Annotated in this window: 17 protein-coding genes; 3 read left to right on the forward strand and 14 right to left on the reverse strand. The window is 66.1% G+C overall.

The features are described from left to right. Positions 1-58: 58 nt before the first annotated feature. The 6 genes from SPO_RS13955 to SPO_RS13980 all read right to left on the reverse strand — a co-directional run bounded on the left by SPO_RS13955 (position 59) and on the right by SPO_RS13980 (position 6,351). A complete protein-coding gene (locus SPO_RS13955) occupies positions 59-1,135 on the reverse strand; it encodes a GGDEF domain-containing protein (protein ID WP_144084013.1) in 1,077 nt (358 codons plus the stop codon). Beyond that, complete coding sequence (locus SPO_RS13960) at positions 1,132-1,719, reverse strand: heme NO-binding domain-containing protein (RefSeq protein ID WP_011048447.1); 588 nt, start codon at positions 1,717-1,719, stop codon at positions 1,132-1,134. Before SPO_RS13960 ends, SPO_RS13955 begins: the two co-directional genes overlap by 4 nt. 87 nt (positions 1,720-1,806) lie before the next feature. Next, the gene (locus SPO_RS13965; RefSeq protein WP_011048448.1) at positions 1,807-3,582 is read right to left on the reverse strand and encodes a DUF4153 domain-containing protein; all 1,776 of its coding nucleotides are present in this window, start codon (positions 3,580-3,582) and stop codon (positions 1,807-1,809) included. 82 nt (positions 3,583-3,664) lie between these two features. Next, the gene (locus SPO_RS13970; RefSeq protein WP_011048449.1) at positions 3,665-5,224 is read right to left on the reverse strand and encodes a trimethylamine methyltransferase family protein; all 1,560 of its coding nucleotides are present in this window, start codon (positions 5,222-5,224) and stop codon (positions 3,665-3,667) included. Positions 5,225-5,340: 116 nt separating this feature from the next. Then, positions 5,341-6,030, reverse strand: coding sequence for an HAD family hydrolase (locus tag SPO_RS13975; RefSeq protein ID WP_011048450.1), 690 nt, complete (start codon positions 6,028-6,030; stop codon positions 5,341-5,343). 39 nt (positions 6,031-6,069) lie between these two features. Then, on the reverse strand, positions 6,070-6,351 hold the full coding sequence (locus tag SPO_RS13980) for a DUF3572 domain-containing protein (protein ID WP_011048451.1): 282 nt from the start codon (positions 6,349-6,351) through the stop codon (positions 6,070-6,072). A gap of 95 nt (positions 6,352-6,446) precedes the next feature. Here SPO_RS13980 and SPO_RS13985 point away from each other — a divergent pair, with 95 nt between their 5' ends. Further along, entirely contained in the window at positions 6,447-7,835 is a 1,389-nt protein-coding gene (locus SPO_RS13985) for a diguanylate cyclase (RefSeq protein ID WP_011048452.1), read from the forward strand. On the opposite strand, the gene SPO_RS13990 is transcribed toward SPO_RS13985, so the two are convergent. The 4 genes from SPO_RS13990 to SPO_RS14005 are packed head-to-tail and all read right to left on the reverse strand — an operon-like array spanning position 7,832 to position 9,742. Further along, positions 7,832-8,302: a periplasmic heavy metal sensor gene (locus SPO_RS13990; RefSeq protein WP_011048453.1), complete on the reverse strand. Its 471-nt coding sequence runs from the start codon at positions 8,300-8,302 to the stop codon at positions 7,832-7,834. The genes SPO_RS13985 and SPO_RS13990 overlap by 4 nt on opposite strands. Next, positions 8,303-8,665 (reverse strand): hypothetical protein, encoded by a 363-nt coding sequence (locus SPO_RS13995; RefSeq protein ID WP_044028543.1) that lies wholly within the window; start codon positions 8,663-8,665, stop codon positions 8,303-8,305. After that, positions 8,655-9,257 carry an RNA polymerase sigma factor gene (locus SPO_RS14000; protein ID WP_011048455.1) on the reverse strand — a complete coding sequence of 201 codons (603 nt, stop codon included), beginning with the start codon at positions 9,255-9,257 and terminating at the stop codon, positions 8,655-8,657. Before SPO_RS14000 ends, SPO_RS13995 begins: the two co-directional genes overlap by 11 nt. 5 nt (positions 9,258-9,262) lie before the next feature. After that, the gene (locus SPO_RS14005; protein ID WP_011048456.1) at positions 9,263-9,742 is read right to left on the reverse strand and encodes an EF-hand domain-containing protein; all 480 of its coding nucleotides are present in this window, start codon (positions 9,740-9,742) and stop codon (positions 9,263-9,265) included. 234 nt (positions 9,743-9,976) lie between these two features. Here SPO_RS14005 and SPO_RS14010 point away from each other — a divergent pair, with 234 nt between their 5' ends. Both SPO_RS14010 and SPO_RS14015 read left to right on the forward strand, forming a co-directional pair. Further along, positions 9,977-10,369, forward strand: a complete 393-nt coding sequence (locus tag SPO_RS14010) for a DUF983 domain-containing protein (RefSeq protein ID WP_011048457.1) — start codon at positions 9,977-9,979, stop codon at positions 10,367-10,369. Positions 10,370-10,392: 23 nt separating this feature from the next. Further along, the gene (locus SPO_RS14015; protein WP_011048458.1) at positions 10,393-11,100 is read left to right on the forward strand and encodes an NUDIX hydrolase; all 708 of its coding nucleotides are present in this window, start codon (positions 10,393-10,395) and stop codon (positions 11,098-11,100) included. Between the two features lie 82 nt (positions 11,101-11,182). Here the strand turns inward: SPO_RS14015 and SPO_RS14020 are convergent, their stop codons facing one another. From SPO_RS14020 to nuoN, 4 genes are read right to left on the reverse strand one after another with little or no spacing between them, the layout of a single operon-like run. Beyond that, complete coding sequence (locus tag SPO_RS14020) at positions 11,183-12,850, reverse strand: ribonuclease J (protein ID WP_011048459.1); 1,668 nt, start codon at positions 12,848-12,850, stop codon at positions 11,183-11,185. After that, positions 12,847-13,626, reverse strand: coding sequence for a type III pantothenate kinase (locus SPO_RS14025; protein WP_011048460.1), 780 nt, complete (start codon positions 13,624-13,626; stop codon positions 12,847-12,849). Before SPO_RS14025 ends, SPO_RS14020 begins: the two co-directional genes overlap by 4 nt. A 13-nt stretch (positions 13,627-13,639) precedes the next feature. Further along, positions 13,640-14,389, reverse strand: a complete 750-nt coding sequence (locus tag SPO_RS14030) for a biotin--[acetyl-CoA-carboxylase] ligase (protein ID WP_011048461.1) — start codon at positions 14,387-14,389, stop codon at positions 13,640-13,642. Positions 14,390-14,447: 58 nt separating this feature from the next. Next, the gene (gene nuoN / locus SPO_RS14035) at positions 14,448-15,890 is read right to left on the reverse strand and encodes an NADH-quinone oxidoreductase subunit NuoN (protein ID WP_011048462.1); all 1,443 of its coding nucleotides are present in this window, start codon (positions 15,888-15,890) and stop codon (positions 14,448-14,450) included. Positions 15,891-15,897: the final 7 nt, after the last annotated feature.

Consider the following 15,897-nt stretch of genomic DNA (forward strand, 5'->3'; position numbering starts at 1 on the left):
ACCAAACCTAGGGCACAAAGTCAAGGTGGTTGTGTTGCGGCCGGCCTGTCGCTGAGCATCAACTTGCCAGGTTGCGGGCGCCGCCTTGCCCGGCCCCCGCCTCTTCCTGCGAGCGTGGCGTGGCCGCCCGCTCGAGCGGCTCGAGCGAGGTCGAGGACTGGCCGGACTCATAGAAGCGATGCGTCGCACGCCCGGCGCGCTTGGCAGCGTAAAGCGCCAGATCGGCGGCATGCAGCAGGGTCGAGGCATCGGGCCGCGCGAATTGGGTGGACAGGACCGTGCCGACACTGGCCGAGATGCGGCACTCCTCACCGTTGAAGGGGATCGGCTCCTCCAGCCGGTCGATCAGTCGCCGGGCGATGCTGTCGAGCCGTTCACGTTCTTGCAGGTGGTTGAATATCAGCACGAATTCATCGCCGCCGATCCGCGCCACGGTATCGTCGCCGCGAGTCTCTTCGACCATCACGCGGGCCACATGTTGCAGCACGTGGTCACCGGCGGCATGGCCCAGCGTATCATTGACCGATTTGAAATAGTCGAGATCCAGATGCATGAGTGCGAAAGGCGTGGTTCCGGCGAGCAGCCGCGACAGGATGTGATCCATCGCGCGGCGGTTCTTGAGCCCGGTGAGCGTATCGGTATAAGCCTGCTCCTCGGCGGCGATCATCGCGCCCTGAAGGCGCAGGTTCAGCTTGCGCGAGGCCTCCATCGCTGCCGATTTCGCCTCGACCAGATAGAGCAGCTCGATGGCAAGGTCGGTGCCCGAGAAATCGGCGCTGGTCAGCGCATAATCGCGCACCGCGTCCAGGATCGAGATACCGAAGGACAGGTTGACGATCGCGCCGTGTTCGCCCGGGAGCGGCACGATCAGCCCCTTGAGCGCGGTGCGTGGCTCGTCACGCAGGCTCAGATGCAGCTTGGCGCCGGAACTGGCCATCAACGCCGGCACCGTCGCCACCGAGCGTGGGCGCAGCAGTTCGAAGGTCTCCAGAAACTTGGCCCCCTGCATCGGCTGATCGGGCCGCAGTTTCTGCAAGGTGGGTCCGACCCGGGTCATCCGGCCGGACCGGTCCAACAGCACAAACATAGGACAGAGCCGTTCCAGAAGAACGGCGAGGTCTTCCATCTCGATCATCCCGCGCGCGCCCCCAATTCGAAACTGCGCCCCTCGGCAAAAGCGGTCTCGATCAGCGTGATCTCGATCACCTCGGCCTTGCCCCGGGCACCGGCGTGTTCCAGCATCACCAGCGCGCCGTAATCATCGGCCATGGCGCGCAGCACGCCCATCATCACATTGGCATAGCCAGGCAGGCCCGCATGGCAGGTCAGGCTGAACCGGCCGCCCGATTCCTCACGCAGTTCCAGCGCGGGCAGGTGCAGGTCGGAGACCGCCAGCCGCGCGCGGTCGGGCAGATCATCCAGTGAGTGCAGGAACTCCAGATAGGTGACGCCGCCAAAGCGCAACAGACGACGCAGCGCCTCGGTATTGGGGTTGGACACCAGATAGGTGCCCAGATCCTCCAGAACCTCGCGCTGCGGGCGCCCCAGCTCCAGGCAAAGCTCGTGCAGGACCCGGCGCGAGGTCTCGTCCTCGTAAACAAGCATCGCCTCGAATTCGACAAAACCCAGATGCGCAGCCTCCGTCACCCGGATCCAGCGGCTCTGCCCATAGGTGTTGCATACAAAGGATTGTATGGCCCTGTTGATCAGCCCATGCATGGATGGTCCCCTAACGCTTGCCCTTACTGTCGCATTCGAAACATTAACAAAGCGCCAACAGCGCCCTGTCTTTACCTTGAATTGCTCCTAATCTCGCGGTGATATCAGCACGCCACCGATGGCCAGCGCCTGCTGACCAGAGGGGACGATGGCAAACTCGCCGTCCAGCGCCTGCATCAGCAACAACTGCTCGGCGGCAAGTTCATCGCCCTGACGCGGGTCACCGGCCGGGCGCAGGAACAGATCTCCGGCCGCGTTGCGCCGCAGATGGGTGGCCCGGACCAGCCCCAATTCGTCCAGGTAAAGCACGATCGCCTGATCCCCGGCCGGAGCGACCGGGCTGAAGGCGCCGCGCATCAACACGCAGCCCGGCCGCCCGTCGGGCAGCGGGCGGGCGCACCCGTCGCGCCAGATTTGCAACTGATGCTGGGGAAGACCACCCAGTTCCGCTTCGCTCAGAACCGCCCCGATCGGGCGCACCTGCATCCGCGCCACCAGTTCAGGCACCAGATCGGCGTTCGGCGACAACTCGGGCGTCTCGAACAGATAGCGACTGTCCACCTCGCGGGCGCGGTCCAACGCGCGGATCAGCCCTGCATCCTCGCGCGCAACCGCCAAAGCGCGCAACTGCGCCAGCCCGACCTGCCCAGCGTGGCCCCAGTCATGGGTCATCTCCCAGATCGGCAATTCGGCGCGCCCGGCCCGTGCGTCGGCATACCGCGCGACCTGGCTTGCCGTCGAAATGCGCAGGCTGTCCAGAAGCGGCGTCAGCCACAGGGCGGCGGCGACAAGCAGCAGGACGGCCATGGTCACGTTGAACCGGCGCAGACGCGCGGTCCAGTCGCCACCGCGCAACGCCAGCAGGCAATAGCCCAGGCCATAGATGGCCATCAGCCCCGCGCTCAGCGCCGCGAACAGGCGCGCGGGTGTCCAGCCATAGCCGATCACCCGGATGCCCAGCGCCCAGATCGCCAGCGCAATCGGCAATGGCAGCAGGATGGCCAGCGCCCGCGTGCTGGCCCGCAACCCGGGAGAGGCCACCGCATGCGCCTCGTCCCGGTCAAGCGCGGTCGAGATCAGCGTGATCGCCGCGGCCGCGGTGGCCAGCAGGATCATCGCCGAAGACAGATCGCCAAACAGCGCGTTCAATCCCCTGAGCGGCAGCGCCGCCAGAAACAGCGCCATCACGCTCAGCAGCACCGGCAACAACAGCCGCAAGAGGCGCAACACCGGATAGGGAGAGACCCTGCCCCGGACCTCGTGGATCACAGCAAGGGCAAAGCCCAGCACCGCGCCGCTCAGCGCATAGAACAGCACCGCCTCTTCCAGGATCAGGTCGATCACCCCGACCCCAACCAGATCAAGCAAGGCATCCGACAGCAGCAGAACGCCCCAGAACAGGCCAACGAACACCCAGGCCAGCACAAAGCGCAGCGCGGTTTCCCAGGTGGCGGCGAACAGGCTGGCATAATCGAACATGCGGCCCCGCCCCTCGGCCCGGACCACCAGGAAAGGCAGTGCGATAAAGACGAAGCCCACCAGCGCCAGCACCAGTTGCGGATGCTGCAACAGGCGCGAGGCCGGTTCGAACCGGCCGGCAACGGACCAGGTCAGCAGGGTGGCGGGCAGCGACAGCCACAGGCTGATCACGCTACCCCGGACAAGGCCGACCGGGCCGGCCAGCGCCAGTGTTGCGCCCGCGTGCACCAGCACCAGGCTGAGCAGGCAGAGCCAGACCCGCTCGGGCAGGATGTCGCGGCCCCAGACCTCGGCCAGCGCCCAAAGCGCCAGCGCGGCCAGTGTCCCGGCGACGGCCTGCGCCAGCCGGTCCCGTATCGCCACCGCCACATCCAGATCCGTCATGCTCGCCTCTTGCGCCTGCCCGGCTCGAGTTTAGAGGGCCAGCGCAGCGAATGCCAACGGCAAAGAGGCCCGAGCAGAGCCATCAGAAATCGGTCGGCGCGCCCCCTTCGGCCTTGCGGCGGGCCACGAAATCGGCCAGCTCCTCGCGGACGCCTTCGTCCATCGGCGGGGATTCGAAACTACCGATGATCTCCTTGAACAGGTGATGGGCGCGCTCGGGCGTCCAGATGGCCCCTGCCGCCTCCCAGCCCTCGTAATTCTTCCAGTCGCTCAGGAACGGCTGGTAAAAGGCGGTGCTATAGCGGTCCTGCGTGTGCTGGATGCCAAAGAAATGCCCGTCATTTCCCACCGCGCGGATCGCATCCAGCGCGATGTCGTCCGGCGTGGTGGCATAGGTTTCGGGCTCCATATAGCGCTGGATCTGCTGGAGCACCTCGCAATCCATGATGAACTTCTCGGGGCTGGCGATCAGCCCGCCCTCGAGCCAGCCAGCAGCGTGATAGACCATGTTGGTCCCCGACTGCACCGCCGCCCAGAGCGAATTCGACGTCTCCCACATGGCCTGTCCGTCGGGCACATTGGCGGCGCAGACTCCGGAGGAGCGCACCGGCAGCCCGTAGAACCGCGCCATCTGGCCGGTCATCTGGGTCGCGCGCATGTATTCCGGGGTGCCAAAGGCGGGCGCGCCCGATTTCATGTCCACATTGCTGGTAAACGTCCCGATCACGCAGGGAATGCCGGGGCGCACATATTGGAACAGGGCAATGGCGCACAGCGCCTCGGCCAGCGATTGCGCCACCGCACCCGCCATGGTCACCGGCGCCATCGCACCCGCAAGCGTGAAGGGCGTCACCACGATCGCCTGTCCGCGCCGGGCCAGCCGCAGGCAGCCGTCGATCATCGGATGGTCGTGTTTCAGCGGCGAGGTCGAGTTGATGTTGGTATACATCCGTGGCGTCGCCTCGAACTCCTCGTCGCTGAGGCCGCTGGCGATGCGCACCATCTCCATCACGTCCTCGACCCGCTCCTTGCCGAGGCTATAGGCATGCATCACCTTGTCCGAGATCGTGAGCTTGTCATAGAGCACGTCGAGATGGCGGACCGAGGCGTGGATATCCACCGGCTCCACCGGATAGCCGCCCGCGAAATGGATGCAGTTGAAGTACTGGGTCAGTTTCAACAGGTTCCGGCATTGCTCGCGATTGCCCGGCACCTTGCGGCCGATCTCCATGTCCCAATAGTTGGGCGGCGAGGAAACATTGCCGAACAGGATCACATTGCCGCCGATCTTGAGCGTGCGATCGGGGTTGCGCGGGGTCAGGGTGAACTCGCGCGGCGCCTTGGCCACCATCTCCATCACCCAGTCGCGGCCCATGCGCACAATCTCGCCGTCAACCTTGCACCCCGCCTGTCGGAACAGCGCCAGCGCCTCTTCGTTGTAAAAGGCGACGCCGATCTCTTCGAGGATGCGCATGGCACCGTCATGGATCGCCTCGACCCCCTCGGGGGGCAGCGGTTCGGTCGGGCGGTCGGTATTGACCGGCAGGCGCCACGGCATCTGCTCGATGACGGCCTTGCCCCTGCGGGCGGCGGCGCCGGCGCGGCCACCGCCGCGGCGTTTGCGGGTGTCGGTATCAACCATGGGACCCTCCTGAGATTTTGGTCAGGTTCCCATCTTGCGGGGGCAAAGCCGCTCTATCTACGACACGGAGCGTCGCTTTTGGTCAGCGCAGCGCCGTATCGGCGCAAATTTTTGCGTCAGTGCCCCAACCAGTCACCGATATGGCCGATATGGGGCAGGACCACATCGGCATGGGGTGCCAGGTCCTGGGGCCCGGCAAGCCCGGTCAGCACCGCCACCGTGGTCATGCCCGCCGCGCGCCCGGCCATCATGTCATGGGTGCTGTCCCCCACCATGGCCACCCGCGCCGGGTCCAGCCCGATCAGGTCGGCAAAGGCCAACAGCTGCCCCGGCCCCGGTTTGGCGCCATGGCCGCTGTCGAACCCGGCGATGAAATCGAACCGGTCCGCCACCCCGACCGAGCCCAGATGCGCCCGCGCCGGGGCCTCGCCATCATTGGTGGCAACCCCCAGCCTGAGACCGCGCGCACGCATCGCGTCAAGGAAGGGCGCCAGCGGCACCGCCTCGACCTGAGGGGCACGGGCGCTTTCCTCGTTGATCATGTCGACCAGCGCCGCATGGCTGTACCCCGGCAGTTCGGGCAGCAGTACCTCGGCGATCTCCCCCGGGGTGCCGGCGATCACCACGCTGTCGCGGGCATAGCGCGCGGCGTCGAAGTCGAAACCGATCCGCGCGCCCAGCTCTGCCGCGCGCGCCGCGTCGCCTTCGCCGATGCGGATCAGAAAGGCACGCCCGAACGCGCCCCAGGTGGCGGCAAAGTCGAACAGGGTACCGTCCTTGTCGAACAAGAGCGCGTCGATCGGCATGGGCAAAAGCTCCGTCAGAATGTGTCTGGTCTGTCTGGGTCAGGTCCAATGCATTTCGTCGCCGCCCAGAACGGCGCGCGCCTGCATCGGCTGGTCATAAGCAATGCCCTGTTCATCGCAAAAGGCAATGACCCAGGCGTCATCCATTGTCAGGAAATCCAGCACCGAGGCCAGGAATTGGCGATCCCCCGCCCGCGCCCGCAGATCGCCGATATCGGCCCCGGTCGAACCAAGGAAGACTGGCAACAGCTCCTCGTTCGTCACCAGCCAGGCCAACGCCTGCAAGGCCAGCGTTTCGGCGGCATCGGCGGAAATTCGCATGAGAGCTCCGGCTGCAGGCGGATGGAAAGGGTTTGTTAACCTGTCTCATAAACACTTTGACAAGAATTGGAAACAACAGTCGAAGGGCGAATGCCGTGCAGGGAACGATACTGATCCTCGACGGTGTCTCTACCAACCGGATCATGCTCAAGGTGCAGTTGTCGGCAGCCTGGTACCATGTGGTGCAGACCGACCGGTTGGAGGGGATAGGCGCGTTGCTGCGCCGGGTGCGCCCGGATCTGATCCTGTGCGCGATGACCCTGCCCGACGGCACCGCGATGGATGTCAAACGCGCGCTGCTGGCCGATGAGAGCCTGGCCGGTATCCCGATGATCGCCATCGCCGGGCAGAACGACCATACCGCCCGGCTGAGCGCGCTGGAAAGCGGCATCGAGGATGTGCTGTCCCAGCCCTATGACGATGTGGTGCTGCTGGCCCGGGTCCGCAGCCTGATCCGCGCCCATGCCGGGCTTGAGGAACTGCGCCAGCAAAGCGGCGCCCGCGACATGGGATTTGCCGAAGACACCGCGGCGTTTCGCGGCCCCGCCCGGATCGCCGATATCGCGCTGGTTACCCAGACCCCGGGCACCGGCGCCATCTGGCGCAGTCGGCTCAAGGGGCATGTGGCGCATCGCATCGACCTGCACCGGATGGAGGATATCCAGCACCTGCTGCGCGACCGCGAACCCGATGTGATCGTGCTCGAGCTGAGCGATGGCACCACCGGGCTGCGCCTGCTGGCCGATCTGCGCGCCCGCGGCAGCACCCGCAATGCCGCGATCCTGGCCATTCCCAACCCGGCCAATGCGCATCTGGCCGCCGACGCTCTGGACCGGGGCGCCGACGATGTGATGCCCGGCGGGTTTGCCCTGCGCGAACTGGTGCTGCGGCTGGAAACGCTGCTGCTGCGCAAGGCCCGCGCCGACCGCTATCGCAGCACGCTGAACGCGCGGTTGCAGGCGGCGCTGACCGACCCGATGACCGGGCTTTCGAACCGCCGCCACGCCCTGCCCGAGCTGGACCGCATCCTGCACGAGGCGACCGAGACCGGACAGCCCTTTGCGGTGATGCTGGCCGATCTGGACCATTTCAAGGGGATCAACGACCGTTTTGGCCATCCCGCCGGCGACGCGGTCCTGATCGAGACCGCGCGCCGCCTGCGCAGCCAGATGCGGCCCGGCGACCTGCTGGCCCGGATCGGCGGAGAGGAATTTCTGATCGTGCTGCCCGGCCTCTCGCAAACCCAGGCGCTGGGCGCCGCCTCGCGGCTCTGTTCCCGGATCAATGGCGAGCCTTTCGTGGTGCCGGGGCAACTCCGCCCGGTTCCGGTCACCACCAGTATCGGGCTGGTCACCGTGGCCCCGGCTGCAGGTGCAGCGCAGCTGAGTGCCGGAGAGCTGATCGCCCATGCGGACCGGGCGCTTTATCGGGCCAAGGATACTGGGCGCAACAGGGTCTCGCTGGCCGATGCGGCTGCGGCCTAGTTCCGCTCGCGCCGGGGAAACCCGTGCATCCGCATCCGCTCGATCCGGTCGGCATAAGCGGCGCGCGTGCCCTGGTCCATCGAGGCGATCCGGTCGATCAAGGCCGCACGCATGGCGCCATGGCTCTCGGCCCGGCGCGTCTCATGCGTGGCCAGCAGCGCGGCGAATTGCGCGGGATCGAAGGGCGAGGCCCTGAGCGCCGCCGCAAGCTCGGCCATCTCCTGTGCCCGACGCGCCTTGCGCCCATCGAGCCGCCCATGAATGTGCTGGCGCAACTGGTCGCGATCCGCTTCGGGCAAGGCACGATAAAGCGTCGCCGCCATCGGCAAGGGCGGTCTGTGCCCGTGATCGCCGCCATAGCGCCACATCGCGCCCGCCGCCAGACCGATCACCAGCAGGTTCAGCGCCAGCGAGCCCAGCAGCAACAGGCGCAGCGGCCAGCCCAGCGTCTTCTTTTCCTCACTCATTCACCCTTCCTCGCTGATGAAATCGGCCAGGTCGTAGAAGCCCAGCGTCTCGGTTTCGCTCTCTAGACCCAGCACCAGTTGCGCCGGGTCAGGCAGAAATTCGGGTGGCGCAACACCGATCCAGACCCCCGCCGCGCAGGCGGTCGCCAGACCGCCCATGCCACGCCAGCCCCCCAATGCGGCGAGCAGCCCGCGCCAGGCGTCTTGGGCGACGGCCGCAGGCCGCGCAGCCGGTCGGGCCAGGCTTGCCTGCACTCCGGCCGCATCGGCCAGCATGCGCTGCGCCAGTGCCTCGGGCAGATCATCCCGCCCCGCGCGCGCCGCGTGCAGCATCCGGTCCAGATCGCTCATGTCATCGCTCATCTTCATACCCCAAAGCTGCGCGCTGGCCAGCCAGATGCCCGGCAAGCGCCCGTTTCCCTCGTGCGGTCAGGCTTTCAACCGCCTCGACCCCGATCCCCATGATCTCGGCGATCTCGGGGTTGGACAGTTCCTCGATATGGCGCAGGACCACGGCCTGACGTTGCCGATCCGGCAGATGCATCAGCGCCGCCTGCAATGCGTCGACCCGCGCCGCCTGTTGCAGCACCTCCAGCGCCGGGGGCGCCGTATCGGGCGGTTCGGGCACTGCGTCCAGATCGACCGCTTTTGCGCGCCGCTTGCGGTCCAGGCACAGGTTCAGCACCACGCGATAGAGCCAGGTGCTGACCCGGGCCCGCCCGGCCTGCCAGTCGGGCGCCGTCCGCCACAGGCGCAGCATCGCCTCTTGCGCGACGTCCTCGGCCTCGGCCCGGTTGCCCAGCACCCTGAGCGCCACCGAAAAGGCACGCGGCCCCAGACGCTCGGTCAGAAGGCGCGCGGCCCGGGGGTCGCCCTGGGCAAACAGCGCCAACAGCGCCTCGTCCGCCGGGCCGGCGGCCTGTGCCGGCCCGTCTGTCGAAGCGCGTCCATCCATCGGACTCAGTTCTTTCTGTTACCGTCGCACCAGGCCTTCATGCCGTGGCGCCCATGACCCCGGGCCTGCATTTCCGAGAATTCCTGTTCCGAGATCGCCCCGTCGCCATCGCTGTCCATCTTGTCGAACATGCGGCCGGCCTTGCGGCCCGCGCCCGGCTTGGGTATCTCGTCCTGGCTCAGCGCGCCATCCTTGTTGGCGTCATGCCGCTCCAGCATCCATGCGACGCGCTCCTTGGCACGGGCCATGGCCTGCGCCTCCATCTCTGCCTGGCTCAGCTTGCCATCCCCATCGGTATCGGCACCAGAGAACATGGCGGCACGGTGGCCCTGCATCTCTTCGAGGGTGATCTTGCCGTCGCCATTGGCGTCGATCTCGGAGAAGTCATGGCGCATCCCGCCCCCCGGACCCATCGCCAGCGCCGAACTGGCGCCAAGCGCGACACCGCCCAGAAGGAGGGCCGCGATAAAGCCTGCATGTTTCATGTCGGTTTCCCTTGCTCGCCGACGGCCCCGTGCCGCCGTTCCTGATCATGAAACGGCCCAGCAGCGAAACTCCGTCGCAGGCGCTGACATTATTTTGCCATCGCCGGCATACCGGGGTAAAGATGCCTTGCGCCCGCCCCTTTTTGCGACATGCCGACGCAAGGACCGCATGGCCCCTTTCCGCGGCCCCCAAAGCGGCCCAGATTGACGGGCAATCGCTGAAAGAGAGACCCAATGACCGATCAGACCCTCTGCGCCGACACCGACCGCCCGACCTGGCCCGCCGTCCTGACGGGCTTTCGCGGTCGTTGCCCCAATTGCGGCCAGGGGCGGCTGCTGCATTCTTATCTGAAGGTGAACGACCAGTGCAGCGAATGCGGCGAGGAATACCTGCATCATCGCGCCGATGACGGCCCGGCCTATCTGACCATCCTGCTGGTGGGCCACCTGATGGCGCCGCTGCTGTTGGTGGTGTTCGAGACCTGGCGGCCAGCCCCGATGACCTTGTTCAGCATTTTTGCGCTTGGATGCGTGAGCTTGTCGCTCTACCTTCTGCCTCGACTGAAGGGGATGGTGGTGGCCTATCAATGGGCGCGCCGGATGCACGGGTTCGACAAGAGCCGCTGATCCCCGGCCCGGCAGGAGGGGACATGACAGAGCAGCAGGACAAGACGGCAATCCGCAACGCGGCCACGGTGATCGTGCTGCGCGACCGGCTGGACAATCCCGCGATCCTGATGGGACAGCGCGGCGCCAAGGCGGCGTTCATGCCCAACAAGTTCGTGTTCCCGGGTGGCGCGGTGGATGCCGAGGACGCGCGGGTGCCGCTCGCAAGCCCCCTGCCGCCTGTCTGCGCCGACCGGCTGACCGAAAAGGCGCCCCAGAGCTTGGGCCATGCGCTGGCGGTGGCCGCGGTGCGAGAACTGTGGGAAGAGACCGGGCTGATCCTGGGCCGCCCCGGTGACTGGCCCGGCATGGTGCCCGCCGATTGGCAGAGCTTTGCGGCGACCGGCAACCTGCCGGCGGCCGAAGCGTTGCAGTTCGTATTCCGGGCGCTGACCCCGCCCGGTCGGCCGCGCCGGTTCGATGCGCGGTTCTTTCTGGTCGATGCGGGGGCGATCTCGGGCGATCTGGACGATTTCACCCATGCCTCGGACGAGCTGTCGCACCTGCAATGGATCCCGCTGAAAGAGGCGCGCCGCTTCGATCTGCCCTTCATCACCGAAGTGGTGCTGGCCGAGGTTGCGGGCCGGGTGACAGATCCCGAACCGCCCGCCTCGGTGCCCTATTTCCACAACAACGAAGAGGCGAGCCTGTTCCTGCGCCTGCGCGGCTATCCGATGCCCGAGACCGGGTAACCCGGCCTTGGCTTGGCGCGGCAAGATTTGAATTCAAATCTTGCCCACAAGGTCTTTCTCAAGACCTTGTCCCGCGCCCGGTTCAGCGCATGCGACTGATCACCACCGTCACTTCGGGCTTCTTGCCGATCTCCGCCTGGGCGGTCTGGCGCGCGATACGGCGCAACGCCTCTTCCAGGCGGTCGTCGTCGCGCAGGGTCTTCTGGTTCGAGCGCATGAGGAACTGGTTCAGGTCCTCCTCCATCACATCCACCAGCGGCGCCTTTGAGCTGCCGATCTCGGGCAGACCCATGATGTCGCACCAGGGTTCGCCCAGCGGTTCGTCCTCTTCGTCCAGGATCACCGTGACGGTCACATGCCCGTTCAGCGCCATCCGGATCCGGTTGCGGATCACCCCGTCAAGCGCCCCCACCTGCACGGTACCGTCCAGATAGGTGCGCCCGGTCTCGACATGGGCGGCCACCTTCGGGGCGTTGCCGCTGAGGTCCAGCATGGTGCCGTTCACCGCAACCACACCCTGACGTCCGCCCGCTTCGGCCAGGCGCGCATGTTCGCGCAAATGCCGGTGCTCGCCATGCATCGGGATCACCATCTGCGGGTCGATCAGCGCATGTACCCGCGCAAGGTCGGGGCGGTTGGCATGGCCCGAGACATGGTAACGGCCCGAGCTGTCATCGACCACGTCGACGCCCTTTTCGCTGAGCTGGTTGATGATGCGGATCACTTCCTTCTCGTTGCCCGGAATGGTCTTGGACGAGAACAGGAACAGGTCGCCCTCGGCCAGTTCCAGCCCGCGATACTTGCCGCGTGCCAGCTGGGCGCTGGCGGCGCGGCGTTCGCCCTGGCTGCCGGTCACGATCAGCATCAGGTGATCGCGCGGGATGTCCTGCGCCTCTTCCGGGCTGATCACGGGGGGGAACTCGGTCAGCACGCCGGTTTCCATCGACGCCTCGATCATCCGCCGCATGGCGCGGCCCAGAAGGACAACCGAGCGCCCGGCGCGGGCGCCCGCCTCGGCCAGGGTGCGCACCCGCGCCACGTTCGAGGCGAATGTGGTCGCCACCACCATGCCGCTGGCACCTGCCACCAGTTTCTCGATCTCAGGGCCGACTTCGGATTCCGAGCGGCCCGGATTGGGCGAGAACACATTGGTCGAGTCGCAGACCAGCGCGCGCACCCCGCTCTTGCCGACCGAGCCCCAGAGTTCGGGGTCAAAGGCCTCGCCCACCACCGGGCTGGGGTCGAGCTTGAAATCGCCGCTATGCACGATCCGGCCCGCTGGCGTGTCGATGACCAGCGCAGCACTTTCGGGAACCGAATGCGAGACCGGCAGGAAGCCGACGGTAAAGGGGCCCGCCTGCACCTGTTCCGGCCAGGCCGAAACCGTCTGCACCGCCTGTTCGGGCAGGCCCAGTTCGGACATCTTGCGCCGGGCGATATTGGCGGTAAAGGCGCGCGCATGGATCGGCTTGCGCAACTGATCATAAGTATGGGCGACCGCGCCCACGTGATCCTCATGCGCGTGGGTGATGAACACCGCCTCAAGCCGGTCGACATTCTCTCGCAGCCACGAGATGTCGGCCCAGATCAGATCCACCCCCGGCGTCGTGTCCATATCGGAGAAGGCGACACCCATATCGACCAGGATCAGCCGCTCCTTGCCCGGCTTGCCATAGCCATAGACATAGGCATTCATGCCGATCTCGCCGGCGCCTCCCAATGGAAGGTAGATCAATCTCTCGCGGCTCATACGGTCCCGTTTTCCTTGTTATGGCGATGGATCACGGTCAGCCCGTGCATCGTCAGATCGTCTTCGAAGATATCGAACAGAATTTCGCTTTGCTGGAACAGCGCCGCCAGCCCGCCGGTGGCGATCACCTGCATGTCGCGGTCGCGTTCGCCCTTGATACGGGCACAGATTTCCTTGACCAGCCCGACATAGCCCCAGAACACGCCCGATTGCATGCAGGCCACGGTATTGGTGCCGATCACCGCCTGCGGCTTGGCGATATCCACATGCGGCAGCGCCGCCGCCGCCATATGCAGCGCCTCGAGGCTGAGGTTCACGCCAGGCGCGATCACGCCGCCCACATAGGCGCCATCGTCATCGACCACGTCGAATGTGGTGGCGGTGCCGAAATCGACCACGATCTTGTTGCCGCCATGGCGGTCATAGGCAGCCGCGGCATTGACCAGCCGGTCGGGGCCGACGGCGGTGCCCGCATCGACACGCGGCTGCACCGGCAGCAGGCAGTCGGGCTTGCCCACCACCAGCGGACGGCAGCCAAAGAACCGGTCGGCAAAGACGCGCAGGTTGAACACCACGCGCGGCACCGTCGACGAGATGATCACATCGGTAATGTCGGTCTCGATCCCGTAATGTTTGATCAGGGTCGAATACCAGGTGAAATAGGCATCCGCCGTGCGCGCGTGATGGGTCGAGGTCCTGAGCGTGCACAGGAATTTCTCGCCATCCCAGATCGAGAAGACGGTATTGGTATTGCCGCAGTCAATGGCCAGAAGCATGGCCCTGTCTCCCCTAGAAATAGACCTCTGCCGCCGGGATGCTGACCCGGCCCTGGGCGGTGTTTAGGACAAGGTTGCCCTCGGCGTCCACCGTTTCAAAGGTGCCAACGGTTTGCGACGTTGCGGTGCGGGCGGTGATCACCTCGCCCAGGCGCGCGGCACGGGCCAGCCAGGCGCTGCGGATCGGGGCAAAGCCATAGGTCAGGAATTGCGTCTCGTACCGGGCAAAGGCGGCGGCCAGTTCGGTCAGGAACAGCTCTGGTTCCACCTGCGCGCCCGTCTCCGAGACCAGCGAGACCGGGCGGACCGCGCCCGGCTCGACCGCGTCGGCGCCGGGGGCATCGGCCAGGTTGACGCCGATACCGATGGCCAGATGGGCCACCCCACTGCCATGGCCGGTGCTTTCCAGCAGGATGCCCGCCAGCTTGCCGCCATTCAGCAACACGTCATTGGGCCATTTCAGCGCCAGCCCCTCGGCCCGGCCGGTCACCGCCACACAGGCATCAAACAGTGCCAGCGCCGCGACAAAACTGCGCAGCGCCGCTTGCTTGGCCTCGCCCACCGGGCGCATCACCAGCGTTGCCGCCAGGTTGCCCTGCGCCTGGGTCCAGGCCCGGCCCCGCCGGCCGCGCGCAGCGGTCTGGCGCCGCGCCATGATCCATTCCGGTCCCGACAGGGTCGGTGCGATCCGGGCTGCCTCGTTAAGGGTACTGTCGACCTCGTCCAGTACCCGCTTGCCATAGCCTTGAGGCCAATCACTCATTGCGCAAAAAGGCCCGGTCCACGGACCGAGCCCCCCCTTTGTTGGTTGTGAGACGGGATCAGTTGACAAGTGTCGCCGCCGCCGCGGCGGCTGCCCCCTCGACCCCGAACTGATAGAACAGACCGACCAGCATCATCGCCGCCGATCCCATCAGCGCCACCCACAGCACGGGCGAAGACCGAGTGTCGATCGGCTCTTCGTTCTCGGCCCCGAAATACATGTAGAACACGATGCGCAGATAGTAGAAGGCACCGATGACCGAGGCGATGGCCGAGGCCACGACCAGCCCCATCAGCCCGGCGTCGATACCGGCCTGCCACACGCCCAGCTTGGCGAAGAAGCCCAGCATCGGCGGCACACCCGCAAGGCTGAACATCAGGATCAGCACTGCCAGCGCCTTACCCGGGTCGCGGCGCGAGAACTGGCGCAGGGCGTCGATATCGACAACCGGCTGACCGTCCCGCTCCATCATCAGGATAAAGGCAAAGGTGCCGATGTTCATGGTGACATAGATCGCCATATAGATCAGCATCGCCTGCACACCGGCCTGGGTACCCGCGGCCAGACCGATCAGGGCATAGCCCATATGCGCGATGGACGAGAACGCCATCAGACGCTTGATGTTGCGCTGGCCGATCGCGGCCACAGCGCCCAGGAACATGCTGAGCACCGAAAGCACCACAAGTACCTGTTGCCAATCGCTGACCGCATTGCCGAAGGCATCGAACATCAGACGCGCGAACAGGCCCATCGCCGCAACCTTGGGCGCGGTGGCAAAGAAGGCGGTGATCGGGGTGGGTGAGCCTTCGTAGACATCGGGCGTCCACATGTGGAAGGGCACCGCCGAGACCTTGAACGCCAGACCCGAGATCAGGAAGATCAGGCCAAAGAGCAGCCCGATCGAGACCTCGCCATGATGGGCGCTGGCCAGGATGCCCGAGAACAGCGTGGTCCCGGTATAGCCATAGACCAGCGAGGCGCCATAGAGCAGCAGGCCCGAGCTGAGCGCGCCCAGCACGAAGTATTTCAGGCCCGCCTCGGTCGATTTCACACTGTCACGGCGCAGCGAGGCCACGACGTAGAGCGCCAGCGATTGCAGCTCCAGCCCCATGTAAAGGGACATCAGGTCGCCGGCGCTGACCATCATCATCATGCCGACGGCGGCCAGCGCCACCAACAGCGGGTATTCGAACCGCAGCAGCCCGCGGCGCGCCATGTAATCCTGGCTCATCAGCAGGACGGCACCGGCCGACAAGAGGATCGCCACCTTGGCAAAGCGGGCGAATGCGTCATCGACGAACATGCCGTTGAATGCCACGCGGGTGCCGCTGTCCTGGGTCGCGATCCAGATCGCCAGCACCGCCATCAGCGCCGCCGTGGCCCAGACCAGCGCCGGTCCCATCCCGTCCTTGGTGGTATAGACCGCCCCCAGAAGCGCCGCCATCGCATAGAGCGCCAGAACGATTTCGGGCAGGATAATGTACAGATCAGCCTGGATCATTTTCCCA

The organism is Ruegeria pomeroyi DSS-3, assembly GCF_000011965.2.
GTDB lineage: Bacteria > Pseudomonadota > Alphaproteobacteria > Rhodobacterales > Rhodobacteraceae > Ruegeria_B > Ruegeria_B pomeroyi.